Source organism: Arenibacter lacus (assembly GCF_008711145.1).
Taxonomy (GTDB): domain Bacteria; phylum Bacteroidota; class Bacteroidia; order Flavobacteriales; family Flavobacteriaceae; genus Arenibacter; species Arenibacter amylolyticus.
The window spans coordinates 25,094-42,337 of sequence record NZ_VVIN01000032.1 but is presented as its reverse complement, the minus strand read 5'-3'; the positions used below and the strand labels follow the sequence as shown (position 1 = coordinate 42,337).

The window sequence follows — 17,244 nt, the reverse complement described above, 5'->3', positions numbered from 1 at the left end:
GTTATAAGAAGTTTTTATATTCGGTGCATAGCTAAGGAATAAATTGATTTCCCAAGAAAATGAGGCCCGTAGTGCTAGAATCAATAGAGGGTAGAATGGTAATTTATGCCGCTGCTGAGTTCAAAGTAATTTGAAAAATTAAAACAAAGGAGCTTGTGGAGGGATGGCTTTGTATGAATCTTCTTTCCTGTTTTTCCTCCGATGATTGGTCCGATTAAGTAGTTCGTCGATTAAAATCAGCTTTGCGCTTTATTATTACGCAACTTTGCCAAAATAGGGGGCAAAGGGATTTTTATATCACTTTATAAGCCTAGGAATACGCCGTTTTAAAGATGAAAGTTTGACAAGGTGTTTTAAATGATTTTAGATCTGTAAGTGGGTACAGAAGCTGTGAAAATTTGCGATTCTTTGGCAACTTAATCTATTAAAATTAAATATATTTATAAACTTAGGGTTTTATTTACACATCTTTTATGAGTGGCTTAAAGAGGGAATTTGACGCATGGATAGGGAGCGAGTCCCAGTTCTTTAATTTATTGGGGCAAAATGCCTTCGATGGTTTATGGTATTGGGATCTTAAGAATCCTAAGCTTGGCTACTTAAACGATAAACTTTGGCATCTACTAGGCTATGATACTGCCCCGGTAGAAGACCAACCCTTTCAATGGTCCTTACTTTTGGATCAGGATAACCTTCAGCTAATCTTAGAGGCTTATCAAAAACACCAGAGTAACCCTACACAGTTTCCATTTAACGTAGATGTTGTCTGCAAACATGCAAGGGGGCACACCTTGATGGTGAATTTTAAGGGAGCCATTGCATACGATGAGGCGGGGAAACCCAACCGGTTAATGGGGATGGCCATTTGTTTGGATAAATACTTGGAATGTAAGGAGCAGCTCACACAAAAAAACGACCAGTACCATAATGTTATAAAAGGGGCAAAGCTGGGGATTTGGGAAGGAAATCTAAAAACGGGTGCTGTAGTGTGTAATGAGAGATGGGCCGAAATGATTGGTTATACCCTTGAAGAATTAGCACCAACGACCGTCCAGGTTTTCCATAATCTTGTGCACCCGGAGGACAGAAAGGATGTTAAATTAAGTCTGGAGAATCACATAAAGCAAAATGGTGCCTACGAATTGGAGTATCGCATGCGTCATAAAATGGGGCATTGGGTTTGGATACTTTGTCGTGGGGAAATCACTAAGTATGACGCTTACGGGCAAGCAGAAGTGGTTTCTGGGATGCACTACGATATTACCCAAAGAAAGAAAAATGAACTACTTCTGGCAAAATACAAAGACCTCTTGGAGCGATCCAATGAGGCAGCAAAAGTGGGGCATTGGGAAATAGATCTTCAGAACAGCAAAATTTATTGGTGTAAGGTCACCAGACAAATACATGGGGTCTCTGCAGATTATAACCCCTCTATAGAAAATGGGCTAAGCTTTATAGTGGAAGGAGAAAATAGGTCCCGAATAGATGCGCTCATAGAGAAGGCGATGGAGAAACCTATAGAGTTTGAAGAATTGGTCCGTTTAAAGGCCAATGATGGAGTGGTGAAATGGGTGCGCATTATAGGGCTTTCCGAATTTTCCAAGGGAAGTTGCCGAAGGGTATATGGGCTTTTGCAGGATGTAGACCATATAGAAAAGGCGCAGTTAAAAATAAAACTTAGGGAAGAGCAGTTTAGACAAACCTTTAATCACTCTACCATAGGGATGGCTTTTGTAAGTAAGGATGTTAAATTGATGCACGCCAATCCTAGTTTTTGTAGCATTTATGGGTATACTGAGGCAGAGTTACAGCAAATGAATCTGACGGATGTATCCCACCCAGAAGATTTAGAACGCTATAAGGATCGGATAGGCGAATTGATACAGGGCAAACGTCAACATATAGAAATGGATTATAGGTTTATCCATAAACAAGGAACGGTTGTCTGGACCCATACTTCCATGTCTGCCATAACCAATGAAGAGGGGGAGATTATGCATTTTGTTTCCCAGGTGCAGGATATTAGCAAGCGGAAACAGAATGAACTCTTATTGCAGCACAATGCCGAACTTATCAGTAGGATCAATGATGTAGCTAATATCGGGATTTGGGAAATGGATATTGATGAAAACACCCTGTATTGGAGTCCAATGATTAAAGAAATGGCCGGAGTGCCAGAGGACTACGTTCCCACCTTGGAAGATGTTTACGATTTCTTTAAGGAGGGGGAGCATCGGGAAACGATGAAAAAGGCCATGAAAATGGCCATGGAAGAGGGAAAAGGCTTTAATCATGTGCTTCAAGTGATAAATACTACCGGAAAAATCTTTTGGTCTAGAACCATTGGGATACCCGATTATAAGAACGGAAAATGTACGCGATTGTACGGCTTCTTTCAGGATGTGGATAAAGAAACGGTGGCAGCAAAAGAATTGGCCATTAAGGAAGAGGAGTCGCGACTCACTTTTGAACATGCTCCTTTTGGGATGGCTGTCATAGACCTAAAAGGGAGGCTGCAAAGGGCCAATATTACCCTTACCAACATCATGGGCTATTCCGAATCGGAAATGAAAGAATTGTCTTTTTACGACGTTACCCATCCAGACGATATAGAAAGGACGGCAGAGCTGATGGCCGAACTTATGGAAAGAAAAAGGGATTCCTATAAGATGGAAAAACGGTATATTCATAAAAATGGACAAGTTATTTGGGCCAATGTTTCCCTAGCTGCCGTAAAAAATGAAAAAGGAGAGGCGCTACATTTCGTCTCCCAAGTAGAGGATATTACCCAACGGAAAAAGGATCAAATTCTCTTGTTAAATTATAAGAATCGCCTAGAGCAGTCCCATGTAATTGGAAGATTGGGGTCTTGGGAAATGGATCCGGAATCTAAAATTGTGGTGTGGAGTGATAACCTAAGACGAATATTGGAGGTAGATGACTACCTGCCACAGGGAATAGAGTATGTAGTTAACACCTTTGTGCAGGAAAAGGATCGGGCAATGATGTTCAAGACCCTGCAATACGCGATCGATAATGGGGAGAAGTTCGATTTTGAGTTGGAGTTGAAGACAGGGGTAGGTAACCTGAAGTGGATGCGGATGATTGGGGTTCCCGAATTTAAAAATGCGAAATGCGTACGCTTATCAGGCTTGGTGCAGGATATTAATGAAAATAAGCGAACGCAACTAGACCTTATTTTTAGCGAGGAGGTTTTTAGAAAGACTTTTGAGCATGCCGCTATAGGAATGATGGTGCTTAATTTGGACGGGGAACTGCAGAAAGTAAACCCTAAAATCTGTGAGATCCTAGGATACACAGAGCCGGAAATCCTGAACAAGACCATTTTTCAGCTTACCCATGAGGAGGAACGGGAGATGACCTTTGGCTTATTGCAGGAAATTTCAGAGGGGAAACGGGAAAGCTATAGAGTAGAAAAGCGGTACATCCACGCGAGTGGAAGGTATGTTTGGGTGCAGGTTGCCCTGGCGGCGGCGAGGAACGATTCTGGAGAATTTACCCATTTGGTGTCCCAAATTCAGGATATTTCAGACAAAAAACTACTGACCGATAACCTTACCGAACACAATAACCGATTGGTGAATTTTGCACATATTGTATCCCATAACCTAAGGTCCCATACCAGTAATATTTCTATGTTGCTAGATTTGGCAGAGCAAGACGATGAAGCTATATCTGAAAACGAGTATTTTAAAAATATCAAAATGGTTTCGGATAGTATGAATGATACCATCTGCCATTTAAATGAAATAGTAGAGATCAACTCCAAAGTAAGCAATACCCTAAGTTCCCAAAATTTACTGGTAAACGTACAAAACGCAGTAAATTCCATAGAGTCCTTGGCCAAACAAGCAGGGTCCAAGATAGAAATCAACGTGGATAAAGATATTAATGTACTGGCGGTACATGCCTACTTGGAGAGTATTATACTCAACTTCTTAACCAATGCTATTAAATATAAATCTCCAGATCGTCCACTCCTGATTGTGATTACGGCAGGTATGGAAGGAGACTTTGTTTTCTTAAGTGTCAAGGATAATGGATTGGGAATTAACATGGAACGGCACGGTTCTAAATTGTTTGGAATGTACAAAACCTTTCATGATCATCCCGATGCCCGTGGTATGGGGCTATTCCTCTGTAAAAACCAAGTAGAAGCCATGGGGGGTAAAATTGTTGTAGAAAGTGAAGTGGATAGGGGGACGAACTTTATAACCTATTTTAGACATGAAAACAGTTAAAAAAGTCTGTATTATTGATGACGATCCAGTCTTTGTTTTTGGTGCAAAAATATTGCTCAGGAAAAATGACTTTTGCTCGGATGTTAAAGTCTATAAAAATGGAAAAGAAGCATTGGAGCATATTATGCCAGGTGGTGAGGAAAATGAGGATGCTCCCGATGTTATCTTCTTAGATCTGAATATGCCGGTAATGGACGGCTGGGAATTTCTGGATGAAGTAAGTAAATTGTCTAAAATAGACAAGAAACCAATTTTTGTAGTAAGCTCTACCATAGACCCCAAAGAGGTGCAAAGGATTAAGTCCTACGATGTGGTTCATGATTTTATTGAAAAACCACTTTCAAAGGAAAAAATTAGGCTGCTAAAAGATAAATTGAAAACCGCTGAGAAATAACCTTGGTGGTAGTTATAAGTATAGCGTATTCATTTCCAGCTTAAAGCCTTGATGCTCAATGCTTAAAAAAAACAGCTGGATTCTTCCCCTTTTTCCAATCTTTTCCAGATTAAATTAAAAATCTTTGTTAGGTTAGTAATTTTAAAGGTGCTGTGGTATTTTAGTATGCTTAAAATTAGGATCCTAGGGGATTTTCCGGAATTGCCTATGGTCCGTTATGAACTATAAATCTGAGGAGCTTAGGTGGTTTTACACGCGTCCTCCCATAAAAACAATGTGAGCGTAATGCGATATTTTTTAATGTTATTGATTATTGTTTCTTGTAAACCCACCTATGAAGAACCAGTAATTTCTCTGGAGGATTATATCTTGGAAGATGGCTTTGTACTAGAAGCGGTGGCTTCGGAACCACTACTGGTGGCTCCCGTGGCGATGGATTTTGACGAGAGTGGAAGGATTTGGGTTGCCGAAATGCCTGGGTTTATGCAAAACCTAGAAGGTACAGGCGAAGAAGAGCGTTCGGGTGCTATAAAAATATTGGAAGATAAAGATGGGGACGGAGTAATGGATCATGCCATTCCCTTTTTGGATAGTTTGGTGATGCCAAGAGCGTTGGCCCTAGTTTATGGAGGGCTGTTGTATGTAGAATCTCCCAACTTGTGGTTTGTGGAAATAGCAGGAGATAAGCCTGTAAATAAGGTCTTGGTAGATTCCTTATATGCCACGGTGGGCAATCCGGAACATCAGCCCAATGGTTTAAGGATGAATGTGGATAACTGGATCTATAATGCCAAATCCAATTTCAGATACCGGCGAAAAAACGGAGAATGGATAAAGGAGCCTACTACCCTTAGAGGCCAATGGGGAATTAGCCATGATAATTTTGGCCGACTCTATTACAATAATAATTCTACCCAGTTAATGGGAGATCACGTTTTGCCCAATAGGCTGGTCCGCAATAAATATATGGTGCCGAAACACGGGGTAGCTCAGGTGCTCACCCTGGACCAACGGGTATACCCAGTTCATGCCGCATCGGTAAATAGAGGCTATGAGAAAGGGGTGCTTAACCAAGATAGCCTGTTGATTAATGTAACTGCTGCTTGCGGTCCCCTGGTGTACAGGGGCGGAATGTTCCCAGAGGACTATGATCAAAATGTCTTTGTGTGTATCCCAGAAGTGAATGCCATAAAAAGGAATGTTCTTAGCTTTAATAATGGGAGGGTAACCGCCAAGCAAGCGTGGGAAGGGAAAGAGTTTTTGGCCTCCACAGATGAGGGGTTTAGACCTGTTAATCTCGCCAATGGCCCGGATGGGAATATGTATGTGGTAGATATGCACCGTGGGGTAATTCAACATTACGCCTTCCTAAGCCCTTACCTTAAAAAGGTCTCGGCAGAGAAACAATTGGATACCATATTGGACTATGGAAGAATTTTGAGAGTTAAAAATGCAAATAAACCCGATGGTAAACCTGTAGACCTCAGTAATATAGAGGGGGAAGAGCTTGTGTCATTATTGACCCATGCCAACGGTTGGGTGCGGGACCGAGCCCAGCAATTGTTGATACACAGAAATAATAAGAAGCTTGTCCCGTCTTTACAGCACCTTTTAGGGAATGAAAATGAACCTTTGGGGCAAATACACGCGCTATACACCTTGGAAGGCTTGGAGGAACTTAATTTCGGGTTGCTACAACAGCTGGTGTTGAATTCCGGAGCAGAGGTAGCCGCACATGGTCTGGTGCTCATGGAGGGGTTTGCGAGCGGTAAAAACAAGCTGGAAGCTCATCGACTTTTCAAGGAGCTGCTTGGTCGTGAGGAAGCTGTCCTTGACACCTACCTTGCTTCTACACTGGGAGTTTGGGCCAAGGAAGACCAAGCTTTGTTCTTTCCATTACTTCATAGTTTAGCCCAAAAATATCAGGATAATAAGGTGGTGCAGGAGGCCATAGTTAGTGGATCTGAAGCGGTGTTAGATTCTTTGGATGCCTATGTGCTAAGGAAGGGAATGGAGGCGACCTCTGGTATAGGCTCCCTGTTGGCGGCCACCAAGGAGCGAAAAATTAAGGAGCGTCCAAACTATATCTATTCCGAGCAAATGCCTAAAACCGACTCTAGGACAAAAGGGGCGATGCTTTTTAGACAAATTTGTGCTGCTTGCCATGCTCCTAGTGGGGAAGGGATTACCGGATTGGCTCCGTCGCTGACTAGTTCCAAGTATATTTCCAAACATGTGGAGCAATTGGGGTTAATTATATTGCACGGTTTAAAAGGACCCTTGGAAATAAACGGGGAAATATATGATGAGAACCACCAAATGCCAGGTCTTATGAATAACAGCAATATTTCGGATCAGGATATAGCCGATATTATTTCCTATGTCACCAATGCCTTTTCCAATCATCCTAGGTCGCTTAATGCATCCAAGATTAAAACGCTGCGAGACCAAAAATCAAAAAGCGGGATGGAATATACCGAGGAGGAGCTAAACCAATTGATCGAAGAGGCGCGTTAAATGAGAATGTATTTTAAAACCTTGGCGGAAATTTTATAAATAGCATAACCGTAAACACCGGCATTAATACCTATATATTATGAAAAACTTTCTAGATGATGACTTTTTACTGCAGAGCGATTTTGCTAAGCGATTGTACCATGGGTATGCCAAGGATTTACCGATTATAGATTATCACAACCATTTATCTCCCAAGGAGATCGCGGAGAATTATCAATTCAATACAATTAGTGAGGCCTGGCTGGCTGGGGATCATTACAAATGGAGGGCTATGAGGACCCTGGGGATCCATGAAGACTATATTACTGGGAAAGCAAGTGATAAGGAAAAGTTTTTAAAATGGGCCGGTACCGTTCCGTTTACCGTCAGAAACCCATTGTACCATTGGACGCACTTGGAGTTACAGCGTTATTTCGGAATACATGTGCTTTTAGGACCGGATACGGCCGAGGAAATTTATGAAAATACCAATGCGCAATTGGCGCAAAAATCGCATTATGCCCAAGGGTTGCTACAGCAGCAGCAAGTAGAATCCCTGTGTACAACAGATGAGCCAATTGCTTCTTTGGAATATCATAGAAGTATTAAGAAGCAAGGGGTTTCACCAAAGGTCTTTCCCACGTTTAGGCCAGATAAGGCCTTTGCCTTAGAGGGAGGCGATGACTATGTTCTGTACTTGGAGCAATTGTCGGAAGTATCTGGGATTGCGATCAAGAATTATGAAGATTTATTGGAGGCCTTGGTTAACCGAATTCAGTTTTTCCACGACCAGGGCTGCAGGTTGGCAGACCATGGGTTGGAACAACTATATTTCTTTGAGGAAGGCACCTACAACATACAGGAATGCTTCTTAAAGGTAAAGAATGGAAGGCCTATCCCACAAGACCAGGTAAACTACTTTAAATCTCAAGTATTGCTGTTCTTGGGGAGAAAATACCATGCAATGGGATGGGCGCAACAGTTTCATCTGGGGGCTATTAGGGATAATAATAAAAGGCTGTTGTCCCAATTGGGCCCAGATACGGGATTCGATTCTATTGGCGACTTTTCACAGGCTAGGGCGTTAAGTGGTTTTCTAAATGCCTTGGATAGCACGGACCAATTGGCAAAAACCATCATTTATAACCTTAATCCGGCAGATAATGCGGTCATAGCTACTATGGTTGGGAATTTTAATGACGGTTCGGTAAAAGGGAAGGTGCAATTTGGTTCCGGTTGGTGGTTCTTAGATCAAAAACAAGGTATGGAAGAGCAGATGAATACCTTGTCTAATATGGGCCTTTTAAGTTGCTTTGTGGGTATGTTAACAGATTCTAGAAGTTTCCTTTCCTTTACTAGGCACGAGTATTTTAGAAGAATATTGTGCAACCTTTTGGCACAGGATGTGGTAAATGGGGAATTGCCTGCTGATGAAAAATGGTTGGGCAAGATTGTTTCGGATATCTCCTATTACAATGCCAAATCCTATTTCGATTTTAATAAATAGCTTGTTTTCCTAGCCTACGCTAGGGGGCGCTTTGAATGGTTATAAAAAAATGCGCACCAGAAATGGTGCGCATTTTCATTTGTTAAATACTGTTTATACGGTGCGAAACTAGGGTTTGCCTATAGGGCTGTCATCTGCTTTTAGATCCCCAACTACATATTGCAAGCCATCCAAGAAGAACTGTAGCAATGCCGGATTGTCCATGCTTTGAGCGTTATGGGAAGGTGAACTGTAAAACACCCTGCCATTTCCATGGCGTTTTATCCAAGATACATAAATGGTGTTGTTTTCTACTTTGTGGCGTACATCTTCCAGTTTATCTGCCTCTATATACAGAAGCGGCCTAAAATTATAGTCGAAATAGGCATTCTTAAAAAAGTAGGGTTCGTCTACATGGGTAAAACCCTTGCCGTTGAAAGCCTGTACCAAAGGGTGCTTGGGATCTACCTCCTTCAGGTGCATTTCTTGCTGCTTGGGATGGTAATCAAAACTACCTCCGGTCATTTTGCTAAAGGCTACGGAGTTATTCTGTACGGTAATTGCTCCGTGTAAGATCATTAGACCGCCACCCTTGGCCACAAAATCCAATAAGTTTTGTTCATAAATAGCTGCTCGTTGTTCTATGACCTTATCCGGAAGGCTGCTGTTCTTTTTAAGAAGATCCCAGAACAAGTCGCGCTTAGGTCCGGCCGGATTAGAATTGTTCAGAATGATAGCGTCGTATTGCTTTAGGTTTTTTTTATCGAAACTACTTATGTCATAAGCTATAGTTGCCTCAAATGCACCAGTTTTCCTTGCTAATATTTTTAGCATTTCATTGTTGTGCGGGGTGGTCCAATGGTAGAAACCGGTGTGTTGCGAAAATACAAGTACCTTTTTTGTACTGGCTTTAACACGTGGGGAAGAAGGAGCTATGCTTTCTATTTTGGCGAGCCATTCATCCGTTACCGGAAAGGACTCCAAGCTCTGGGCCCAAAAGGAGCCTGTTAAGAGAGCGCATAGACAAGTGATAATAGTTTTTTTCATGATTGTTATTTATTGTTTAAGGTAGATTCGCGAATAATTAGTTGGTGTCTAAGGGTAATGGTGTTGGCCGACTTAAAATTGATACTTCCTTTTAGTTGACTGATTACACTTTGGCCAGCCAAGACGCCCATCTCGTATCCAGGATAATCTATGGTGCTCAAGGTGGGGGTTACCAGCTCCGAAACGGGATCGTTATTAAACCCGATTATTTTTAGGTCCTCTGGAACTTTATAACCTCCCTGTACCAGCGCCTTAATTAAATGCGCTGCAAAGGTATCACTGGCTACAAAAAGCCCATCAATCTTTCTGTTGGTGCTTTTTAGATGCGCTACGATCATCCCTATGGAATCTCGACTCAAATCCGATTCCAAGTAATAGGAAGCGTCAACCGTAAAATTGTTTTTTAAATGGGCGTCTTTAAATCCCTTAAATCGGTCAGAATATACATTCCTTTGTGGATTGCCTCCTATGTATAACAGGTTCTTGCAGCCTTGTTGTATCAGATGTTCCGTAGCTTCCTCTCCAGCTAATCTATTGTCTATTATTAGAGTGGCGCAGTTGGGGATATGGTGCACACGATCTAAAAATAATAGCGGAATATTGTGCTGGATAAAAGGAGTGAAATGTTCAAAGCTAGAGGTGTCGTATGCCAAGGATACTAATAAGGCATCTACGCTACTGCTAAATAAGGTCGCAGCGTTAAGCTTTTCCTTCTCCATGGACTCTAAAGACTGACTGATAATTAAATTATATCCTGCTTCATTTACCGTTTTCTCTATCCCTGCAAGCATGGAAGACATGAAATAAGAGTCTAGCTTAGGGACAATGATCCCTATAGTGTTGGTTTGTTGCTTGCTGAGGTTAGCTGCAAACTTATTGGACTTATAGCCTAATTCGTTGGCTTTGGCAATTACCCTTTCCTTAGTCTTTTTGCTAATGGATGGATGGTCGTTAAGACTTCTACTTACTGTTCCTGGGGATACATTAAGCATTTTAGCCAAATCATAGATGGTAATCCTCTTATTCATGTGGTTTATTGAAAAGTTGCGCAATTGTTGCAGTAAAAGTAAGCAATATTTTTATACCTTAGGCATCATAAAAGCTACTATATGTTAAGGTTTCATAGGATAAACGCTATAATTTGCGATATTTTAGGATATAATAAAAGAGGTCGGTAAGGATTTTTTATGCAATCGGTTGCGTAAGAGGATGGAGCTTGTAATGGGGAGAGGATAATCAAGAATTTGTTCCTAGAATACAACAAGAGAAGGGGTCTAATGGAATTAGTAGCTTTATGGAAATGTTCTATAATTAACCCATTAAAATGAAACAAGTCATTATTGCTTGTGTATTGATGATCACCCTATCCTGTAAAGACAACAGCGTCTATAAGTTTGCCGTACTCAATAATGAAGGCGTTTTACATACCTCCCCGTTCGCTTTGGATTTGGAGAAATTGGGGAACAATTCTCTGCACGATCCAGAAAACTTGATACTGCTAAATGAGGGCCGTATAATCCCCTTCCAATTAGACAAGAATAGGAGTAAACTGTGGTTTGTTCACACTGCCGAAAATGGGGAGCAGTATACGCTTAAACAGGTAGTGGATGAAAACGAACTAGATGCAGGAGTAAGGGTCATTAAGAGTAAAGGAGATCTTAATTTAACAAAAGGGACTTTACCTTTATTAACCTATAGGTTTGGAATGACTTATCCCCCAGAGGGAGTAGATTCGGTCTTTGGGAAATCTGGATATATTCATCCCTTACTTTCCCCCTCTGGGGACACGCTTAGTCGTATTCAACCTCCAGACCACTATCATCATTATGGTATCTGGGGTCCGTGGACCCGAACCCGGATTAAAGGGGAGCAGGTAGATTTTTGGAATTTGGGAGAGAAGCAAGGGACGGTGCTTTTTAAAGAGTTTAATGAACTGTACCAAGGCGCTATCTACGCGGGGTTTTCAGCACAACAACAGCACATCAACTTAACGGCAACCGAGCCAGAAAAACAAATAGCCCTAAACGAAAATCTAGCGGTAAGGGTTTGGGATTTGGGTAGACCAGATCACTATATGGTAGATTATACCACAACTTTTAATACCCCACTAGGGTCTGGAATTCTTTTTGAAGCCTATCGCTATGGGGGTGGACTCGGAATGCTTTTTTCAGAACGTTGGCATAAGGACAATGTTACGGTACTCACCTCGGAGGGGAAGGACCGACTCACGGCAGATGGGACCAATGCCCGTTGGTGTATGGTGACAGGTGCATCTGCCAATGGTAAAGGTACCAATGGTATTTTGTTTATGAGTTATCCAAAAAATAGGGCCCATCCAGAACCTATGCGGGTTTGGCCCATAGATGGGAACGGTGGTCGTGGGGATATGTTTTTTGAGTTTTGCCCTATCAGACATGAAGAGTGGACCATAGAACCAAATAAAGAGTATACATTAAATTATAGAATGCTAGTGTTTGAGGGTGAATTGACCAAAGGGGAAGCGGAAGCTTATTGGCAGTCATTTGCAAATCCGCCACAAGTAGAAGAAATAACAAACTAAATTATAATTACCAATGCAAAGAAGAAGTTTTATTAAGAAATCGTCCTTGGGTACAGCGGCGGCAGTGGCATTTCCCACTATAGTTCCCGCAAGTGTATTCGGGAAAAATGCTCCTAGTAACAAGATAAATATTGGGCAGATTGGTTGTGGAAGAATTGCGCGCGACCATGATATCCGCGATACCATCCGTTACGAGCAGACGCGTTTTGTAGGCGTCTGTGATGTGGATGCCAATAGGGCTGCCGATGCCAAAATATTGGTAGATAATTTCTATAAGCAGAAAACGGGACAGGATAATTATATGGATACCAAGGTTTACGACGACTATAGGGAGATGCTCCTCAATAAAGATATAGACGCCGTAGTGATAAGTACGCCCGATCATTGGCATGCCCAACCCGCTATGGAAGCTGCCTTGGCAGGAAAGGATATTTACCTACAAAAACCCACCTCCTTAACGGTTAGGGAGGGGCAGCAGCTTCGAGAAGTAATTCAGAAAACTGGAGCCATTCTACAGGTTGGAACCCAACAACGGGCAATGCCCCAATTTAGAATTGCTGCAGAGTTGGTGCGTAATGGGAGGATAGGAAAGTTGCATACCGTTAAGATTGGACTGCCGGGGGATCCAGCCGGACCAGAGGCACCCCCAATGCCTATACCTTCAAATCTTAATTTTGAGGCATGGCAAGGTTCAACACCAGAAGTGCCCTATACCGAAATTGGCGTGCATCCGCAACAAGGATATGGCAGACCTGGTTGGCTCCGAATTAGGAGCTATGGGGCAGGGATGATCACCGGATGGGGACAGCATCATTACGATTCGGCAGCTTGGGGAATGAATACGGAATTAACTGGGCCAATCTCTGTGGAGGCCTTGGCCGAATTCCCGAAATCTGGTCTTTGGAACGTGCATGGCGATTTTTTTGTGAAACATCAGTATGAAAATAATATTACGGTCTATACCAGTGGAGGGTATCCCAATGGGATAAAATACATTGGTGAGGATGGATGGATATTTGTGTCCAGAGGGGCTTACCAGGCCTCTGCCTCCGACCCTGTGGATAAAGAAAAAAGCAACAAGGCATTAAATGCCTCAGATCCCAAGATTTTGGAATCTGTAATAGGTGAGAATGAAACACATTTATATAAAATAGAAGATCAACACGGAAATTGGTTAGACTGTATTAAATCTAGGGAAACTCCCATCTCTCCTGTAGAAAAAGGACATAAGGCCTGCGTTACCTGCTTAATTAGTGACATTGCCATGCAATTTGATAGAAAGCTAGAGTGGGACAACGAAAAAGAAATGTTTATAAATGACGATGAAGCCAATGCCTTATTACAGAGGGAGCAAAGAGCACCCTACGGAACCAACTATGTAAAGGTGTAATAACCTAAATCCAATTTATCGCAAATTGTACCTCCCTATTGCTACATTCTACCAAACAATGGAGGGGGTAATTGCGTTTATACTTTAAGCTATGAAATACTGTACTATTAGCTTTTTCCTAATTCTTTGTCTAAGCTGCGGGGAAAGCAAAAAAGAAAAACAATTAACCGAGGAACCCGATACGGAAAAGGTGAGGTTGATGACCTTGGACCCTGGGCATTTCCATGCCGCACTGGTGCAAAAAACCATGTATCCAGAGGTAGACTCCACCATGTATGTCTATGCCCCAGAAGGGCCAGAGGTAAAAGATTTTTTAAGTAAGATAGAAGCTTATAATTCTAGAGCAGATTCCCCTAGGGATTGGCAGGTAGAAACTTTTTTGGGAGACGGTTATTTGAAAAAAATGATAGCCGAGAAACCGGGGAATGTTATGATCGTCGCTGGGAAGAACTCCAAAAAGATCGACTATATTCTTGCCGCAGTGAAAGCCGGAATTAATGTTTATGCAGATAAGCCATTGGTGATAAATCCAGAAGGATATCAAAAACTGGAGGAGGCGTTTAAGGTGGCCAAGGAAAATGGGGTGTTGATCTATGATATCATGACCGAACGTTTTGAGGTGACTACGGATGTACAGCGACTTTTATCTGCTTCTCCCAAGGTATTTGGGAAGGTGATAGACGGAAGCCAGGAAACTCCTGCTATCAGTAAGGAAAGTGTACACCATTTTTATAAATACGTTTCCGGGGAGCCCCTAGTACGTCCGGCATGGTTCTTTGATATCAACGAAGAAGGGGAGGGGATGGTAGATGTAACCACGCATTTGGTAGATCTGGTGCAATGGGAGCTATTCCCCGAGCAAATCATCAACCAGTCCGATATAGAGATGGTAAGCGCCAAGCGCTGGTCTACAGATCTTACTTTGGAGGAGTTTAGTAAAGTGACTGGTTTGGATACTTTTCCAGACTACCTTAAAAAAGATTTGGTGGGCGACAAGCTAAAGGTGTATTGCAATGGGGAAATGATTTATAAGATTAAAGGTAAATACGCCAAGGTTTCGGTGATTTGGAATTACCAAGCTCCCGAAGGTACTGGTGATACCCACTACAGTATAATGAGAGGAACTAAAAGTAATCTCATTATAAAACAGGGAGCAGAAGAAGATTATAAGCCAACCCTGTATGTAAGTCTCAAAGAAAATGGGAATCTAGAAGCTGATATTAATGCGGCATTGCAGGGAGATATTGCTAAAATATATCCAGGAATTACTGCAGAAAAAGTAAATAACCTACTATACAAGATTCATATCCCAGCGAAATATAAAATTGGACACGAAGCACATTTCGCACAAGTAACCCAAAATTATTTACGATATTTAAAGCAGGGGCAATTACCTAATTGGGAGGAGCCAAACATGCTAACCAAATATTACACTACTATAGAAGGGTATAAAATGGCGAAGAAGGAATAGGATGCTTCCCTACCCTAATCACGAGGATAAAAGTTATAAATAATAACCATTAGTAATTATAGATGCATATAGCATCCTAAAACAAAGATTGATGAGTGAATTGTTTTCGATAAAAGATAAAATTTATGCCCTGTCTGGAGGTACTGGTACTTTAGGGGGATCCATTGCTACCTATTTAGTAGAACAAGGGGCAAAAGTAATTTTGTTGGGCCGTTCCCAGGATAAATTGGAAGCGAAATGCAAGGAGTTGAATAGCAGGGATTCCGATAGCGCCCATTTTTATGTGGTGGATGTAATGAGTGAAGAGGCATTGACCGAAGTACGGGAGAATATAGTAGCCAAATTTGGGAAGCTGCATGGGTTAATCAATCTCGCAGGTGGTAATATCCCAGGAGCTACCTTAAAACCCGAACAGACCATTTATGATATAGAAATTGGGGACACTCAAAAAGTGGTAGACATTAACCTAATGGGAACGGTGATGCCTACTATTGTTCTCAGTAAAATAATGGCCAACCAAGGGTATGGATCTATTATAAATATATCGTCTATGGCAGCTAAACAGACCATCTCTAGAGTGCTGGGCTATTCCTTGGCCAAGGCGGGGGTAGATATCTTTACCAAATGGATGGCAAACGAATTGGCATCCAAATTCAGTGATAAAATCAGGGTAAATGCAATTGCCCCTGGATTTTTTATTGGCAATCAAAATAAACGCCTACTAACAAACGAGGACGGATCTTTTACGGAAAGAGGGAAAAAAATAATAGGCAATACCCCCATGGCCCGTTTTGGGGATGCTTCAGAACTTAATGGAATGGTCCATTACCTCTTAAGTGATGCTTCTTCCTTTGTTACCGGTGCTGTATATGATGTGGATGGCGGTTTTAGCTCTTTCTCCGGCGTGTAATCCATGGAGTATTTAAAAAGAACATTACGGTGGTTCGGCCCTAATTTTGGCGTGTCTTTGCAAGATATCCGAGAACTTGGGGCAGTAGGAGTGGTGACGGCCTGTCATGAGGTTCCTATAGGGGAGGGGTGGTCCATGCAAGCAATTAGAGCCATAAAAGATGAAATTGCATCCCATGGACTGGAGTGGTCTGTGGTAGAAAGTGTAAATGTCCATAAGGCTATAAAATATGGATTGCCAGAACGTGATAGGTATATCCAGAATTATATAGAAACTCTTAAAAATTTAGCCGCTCACGACATAAAAATTGTCTGCTATAATTTTATGCAGCTTATAGATTGGACACGTACCGATTTAAGTTATAAACTCCCCAATGGAGCTATTAGTTTGTGCTACAATCCAACGGCCATCGCAGCTTTCGACCTTTTTGTTTTAAAAAGGGAAAAAGCAAAAGAAGCGTATACTAAGGAAGAGTGTAAGGCAGCGGAAGCCTACTTTCACGCTTTAGATCCCCAACAATCTGCAAGGCTTTTAGATGCTATTTTGGCAGGAATGCCGGGATCTAACGGAACCATACCCATATCTCAATTTAAAAAGACCCTAGGTGAGATAAGTGGAATAACAAAAGATGAATTACGGCAAAATCTGGTCTATTTTCTAAAAGCTATACTACCTGAAGCCGAAAAATTGGGGATTAAAATGGCTCTTCATCCAGATGATCCTCCCTTCCCGGTGTTTGGTATACCTAGGATAGCCGCTACCTATGAGGATTTGAGGTTTGTTTTAGACTGTGTTCCCTCTCCCAATAATGGAATCACCTTTTGTACAGGCTCTTTGGGGGCTATTGCCTCCAATAATCTTTTGAAGATGATAGAGGATTTTGGGCCCAATATTCATTTTTTGCATTTAAGGAATGTTTACCGTGAAGCCGATGGCAGTTTTTACGAAGCTGCCCATCTGGATGGGGCTATCCCTATGGGGAAAATAATGAAGGCACTTATTAGAGAGCAACAAAGAAGACATATAAGTGGAAAGGGCGAGGTGGCTATTCCGGTGAGGCCAGATCACGGCCATGTATTACTGGAAGATAAAAAAAGGAGGAAAGAGTTTTATCCTGGATACTCCCTTATAGGAAGGGGGATCGGGATGGCGCAACTCTATGGTTTGGAGAAAGGGTTGCGTGAGCTGTTATTACCAGATGGTGAGCCTTCATAGCGCCTCTAAAAGA

General features: G+C 41.9%; 11 protein-coding genes. 9 read left to right on the top strand and 2 right to left on the bottom strand.

The features are described from left to right. Positions 1 to 473: 473 nt before the first annotated feature. The 4 genes from F1E73_RS10650 (at position 474) to uxaC (ending at position 8,659) form a co-directional block, all read left to right on the top strand. Positions 474 to 4,262, top strand: a complete 3,789-nt coding sequence (locus tag F1E73_RS10650) for a PAS domain S-box protein (RefSeq protein ID WP_150451891.1) — start codon at positions 474 to 476, stop codon at positions 4,260 to 4,262. Next, a complete protein-coding gene (locus tag F1E73_RS10645; RefSeq protein ID WP_150451890.1) occupies positions 4,249 to 4,656 on the top strand; it encodes a response regulator in 408 nt (135 codons plus the stop codon). The genes F1E73_RS10650 and F1E73_RS10645 overlap by 14 nt, the downstream gene beginning before the upstream one ends. 285 nt (positions 4,657 to 4,941) lie before the next feature. After that, positions 4,942 to 7,173 carry a DUF7133 domain-containing protein gene (locus F1E73_RS10640; protein WP_086475577.1) on the top strand — a complete coding sequence of 744 codons (2,232 nt, stop codon included), beginning with the start codon at positions 4,942 to 4,944 and terminating at the stop codon, positions 7,171 to 7,173. Positions 7,174 to 7,252: 79 nt separating this feature from the next. Beyond that, entirely contained in the window at positions 7,253 to 8,659 is a 1,407-nt protein-coding gene (uxaC, locus tag F1E73_RS10635; RefSeq protein WP_150451889.1) for a glucuronate isomerase, read from the top strand. A 108-nt stretch (positions 8,660 to 8,767) separates the two neighbouring features. On the opposite strand, the gene F1E73_RS10630 is transcribed toward uxaC, so the two are convergent. Next, complete coding sequence (locus tag F1E73_RS10630) at positions 8,768 to 9,685, bottom strand: ThuA domain-containing protein (RefSeq protein WP_150451888.1); 918 nt, start codon at positions 9,683 to 9,685, stop codon at positions 8,768 to 8,770. Between the two features lie 5 nt (positions 9,686 to 9,690). Beyond that, a complete protein-coding gene (locus F1E73_RS10625; RefSeq protein ID WP_150451887.1) occupies positions 9,691 to 10,713 on the bottom strand; it encodes a LacI family DNA-binding transcriptional regulator in 1,023 nt (340 codons plus the stop codon). 296 nt (positions 10,714 to 11,009) lie between these two features. Here F1E73_RS10625 and F1E73_RS10620 point away from each other — a divergent pair, with 296 nt between their 5' ends. The 5 genes from F1E73_RS10620 to uxuA all read left to right on the top strand — a co-directional run bounded on the left by F1E73_RS10620 (position 11,010) and on the right by uxuA (position 17,231). Continuing rightward, the gene (locus F1E73_RS10620; protein ID WP_150451886.1) at positions 11,010 to 12,245 is read left to right on the top strand and encodes a DUF6807 domain-containing protein; all 1,236 of its coding nucleotides are present in this window, start codon (positions 11,010 to 11,012) and stop codon (positions 12,243 to 12,245) included. A gap of 13 nt (positions 12,246 to 12,258) precedes the next feature. After that, complete coding sequence (locus F1E73_RS10615) at positions 12,259 to 13,635, top strand: Gfo/Idh/MocA family protein (RefSeq protein WP_150451885.1); 1,377 nt, start codon at positions 12,259 to 12,261, stop codon at positions 13,633 to 13,635. Between the two features lie 91 nt (positions 13,636 to 13,726). Next, positions 13,727 to 15,106 (top strand): putative oxidoreductase C-terminal domain-containing protein, encoded by a 1,380-nt coding sequence (locus tag F1E73_RS10610; protein WP_150451884.1) that lies wholly within the window; start codon positions 13,727 to 13,729, stop codon positions 15,104 to 15,106. Positions 15,107 to 15,197: 91 nt separating this feature from the next. Continuing rightward, positions 15,198 to 16,016 carry an SDR family oxidoreductase gene (locus F1E73_RS10605; protein WP_150451883.1) on the top strand — a complete coding sequence of 273 codons (819 nt, stop codon included), beginning with the start codon at positions 15,198 to 15,200 and terminating at the stop codon, positions 16,014 to 16,016. A gap of 3 nt (positions 16,017 to 16,019) precedes the next feature. After that, positions 16,020 to 17,231: a mannonate dehydratase gene (uxuA, locus tag F1E73_RS10600; RefSeq protein ID WP_150451882.1), complete on the top strand. Its 1,212-nt coding sequence runs from the start codon at positions 16,020 to 16,022 to the stop codon at positions 17,229 to 17,231. The last annotated feature ends 13 nt before the right edge of the window (positions 17,232 to 17,244 follow it).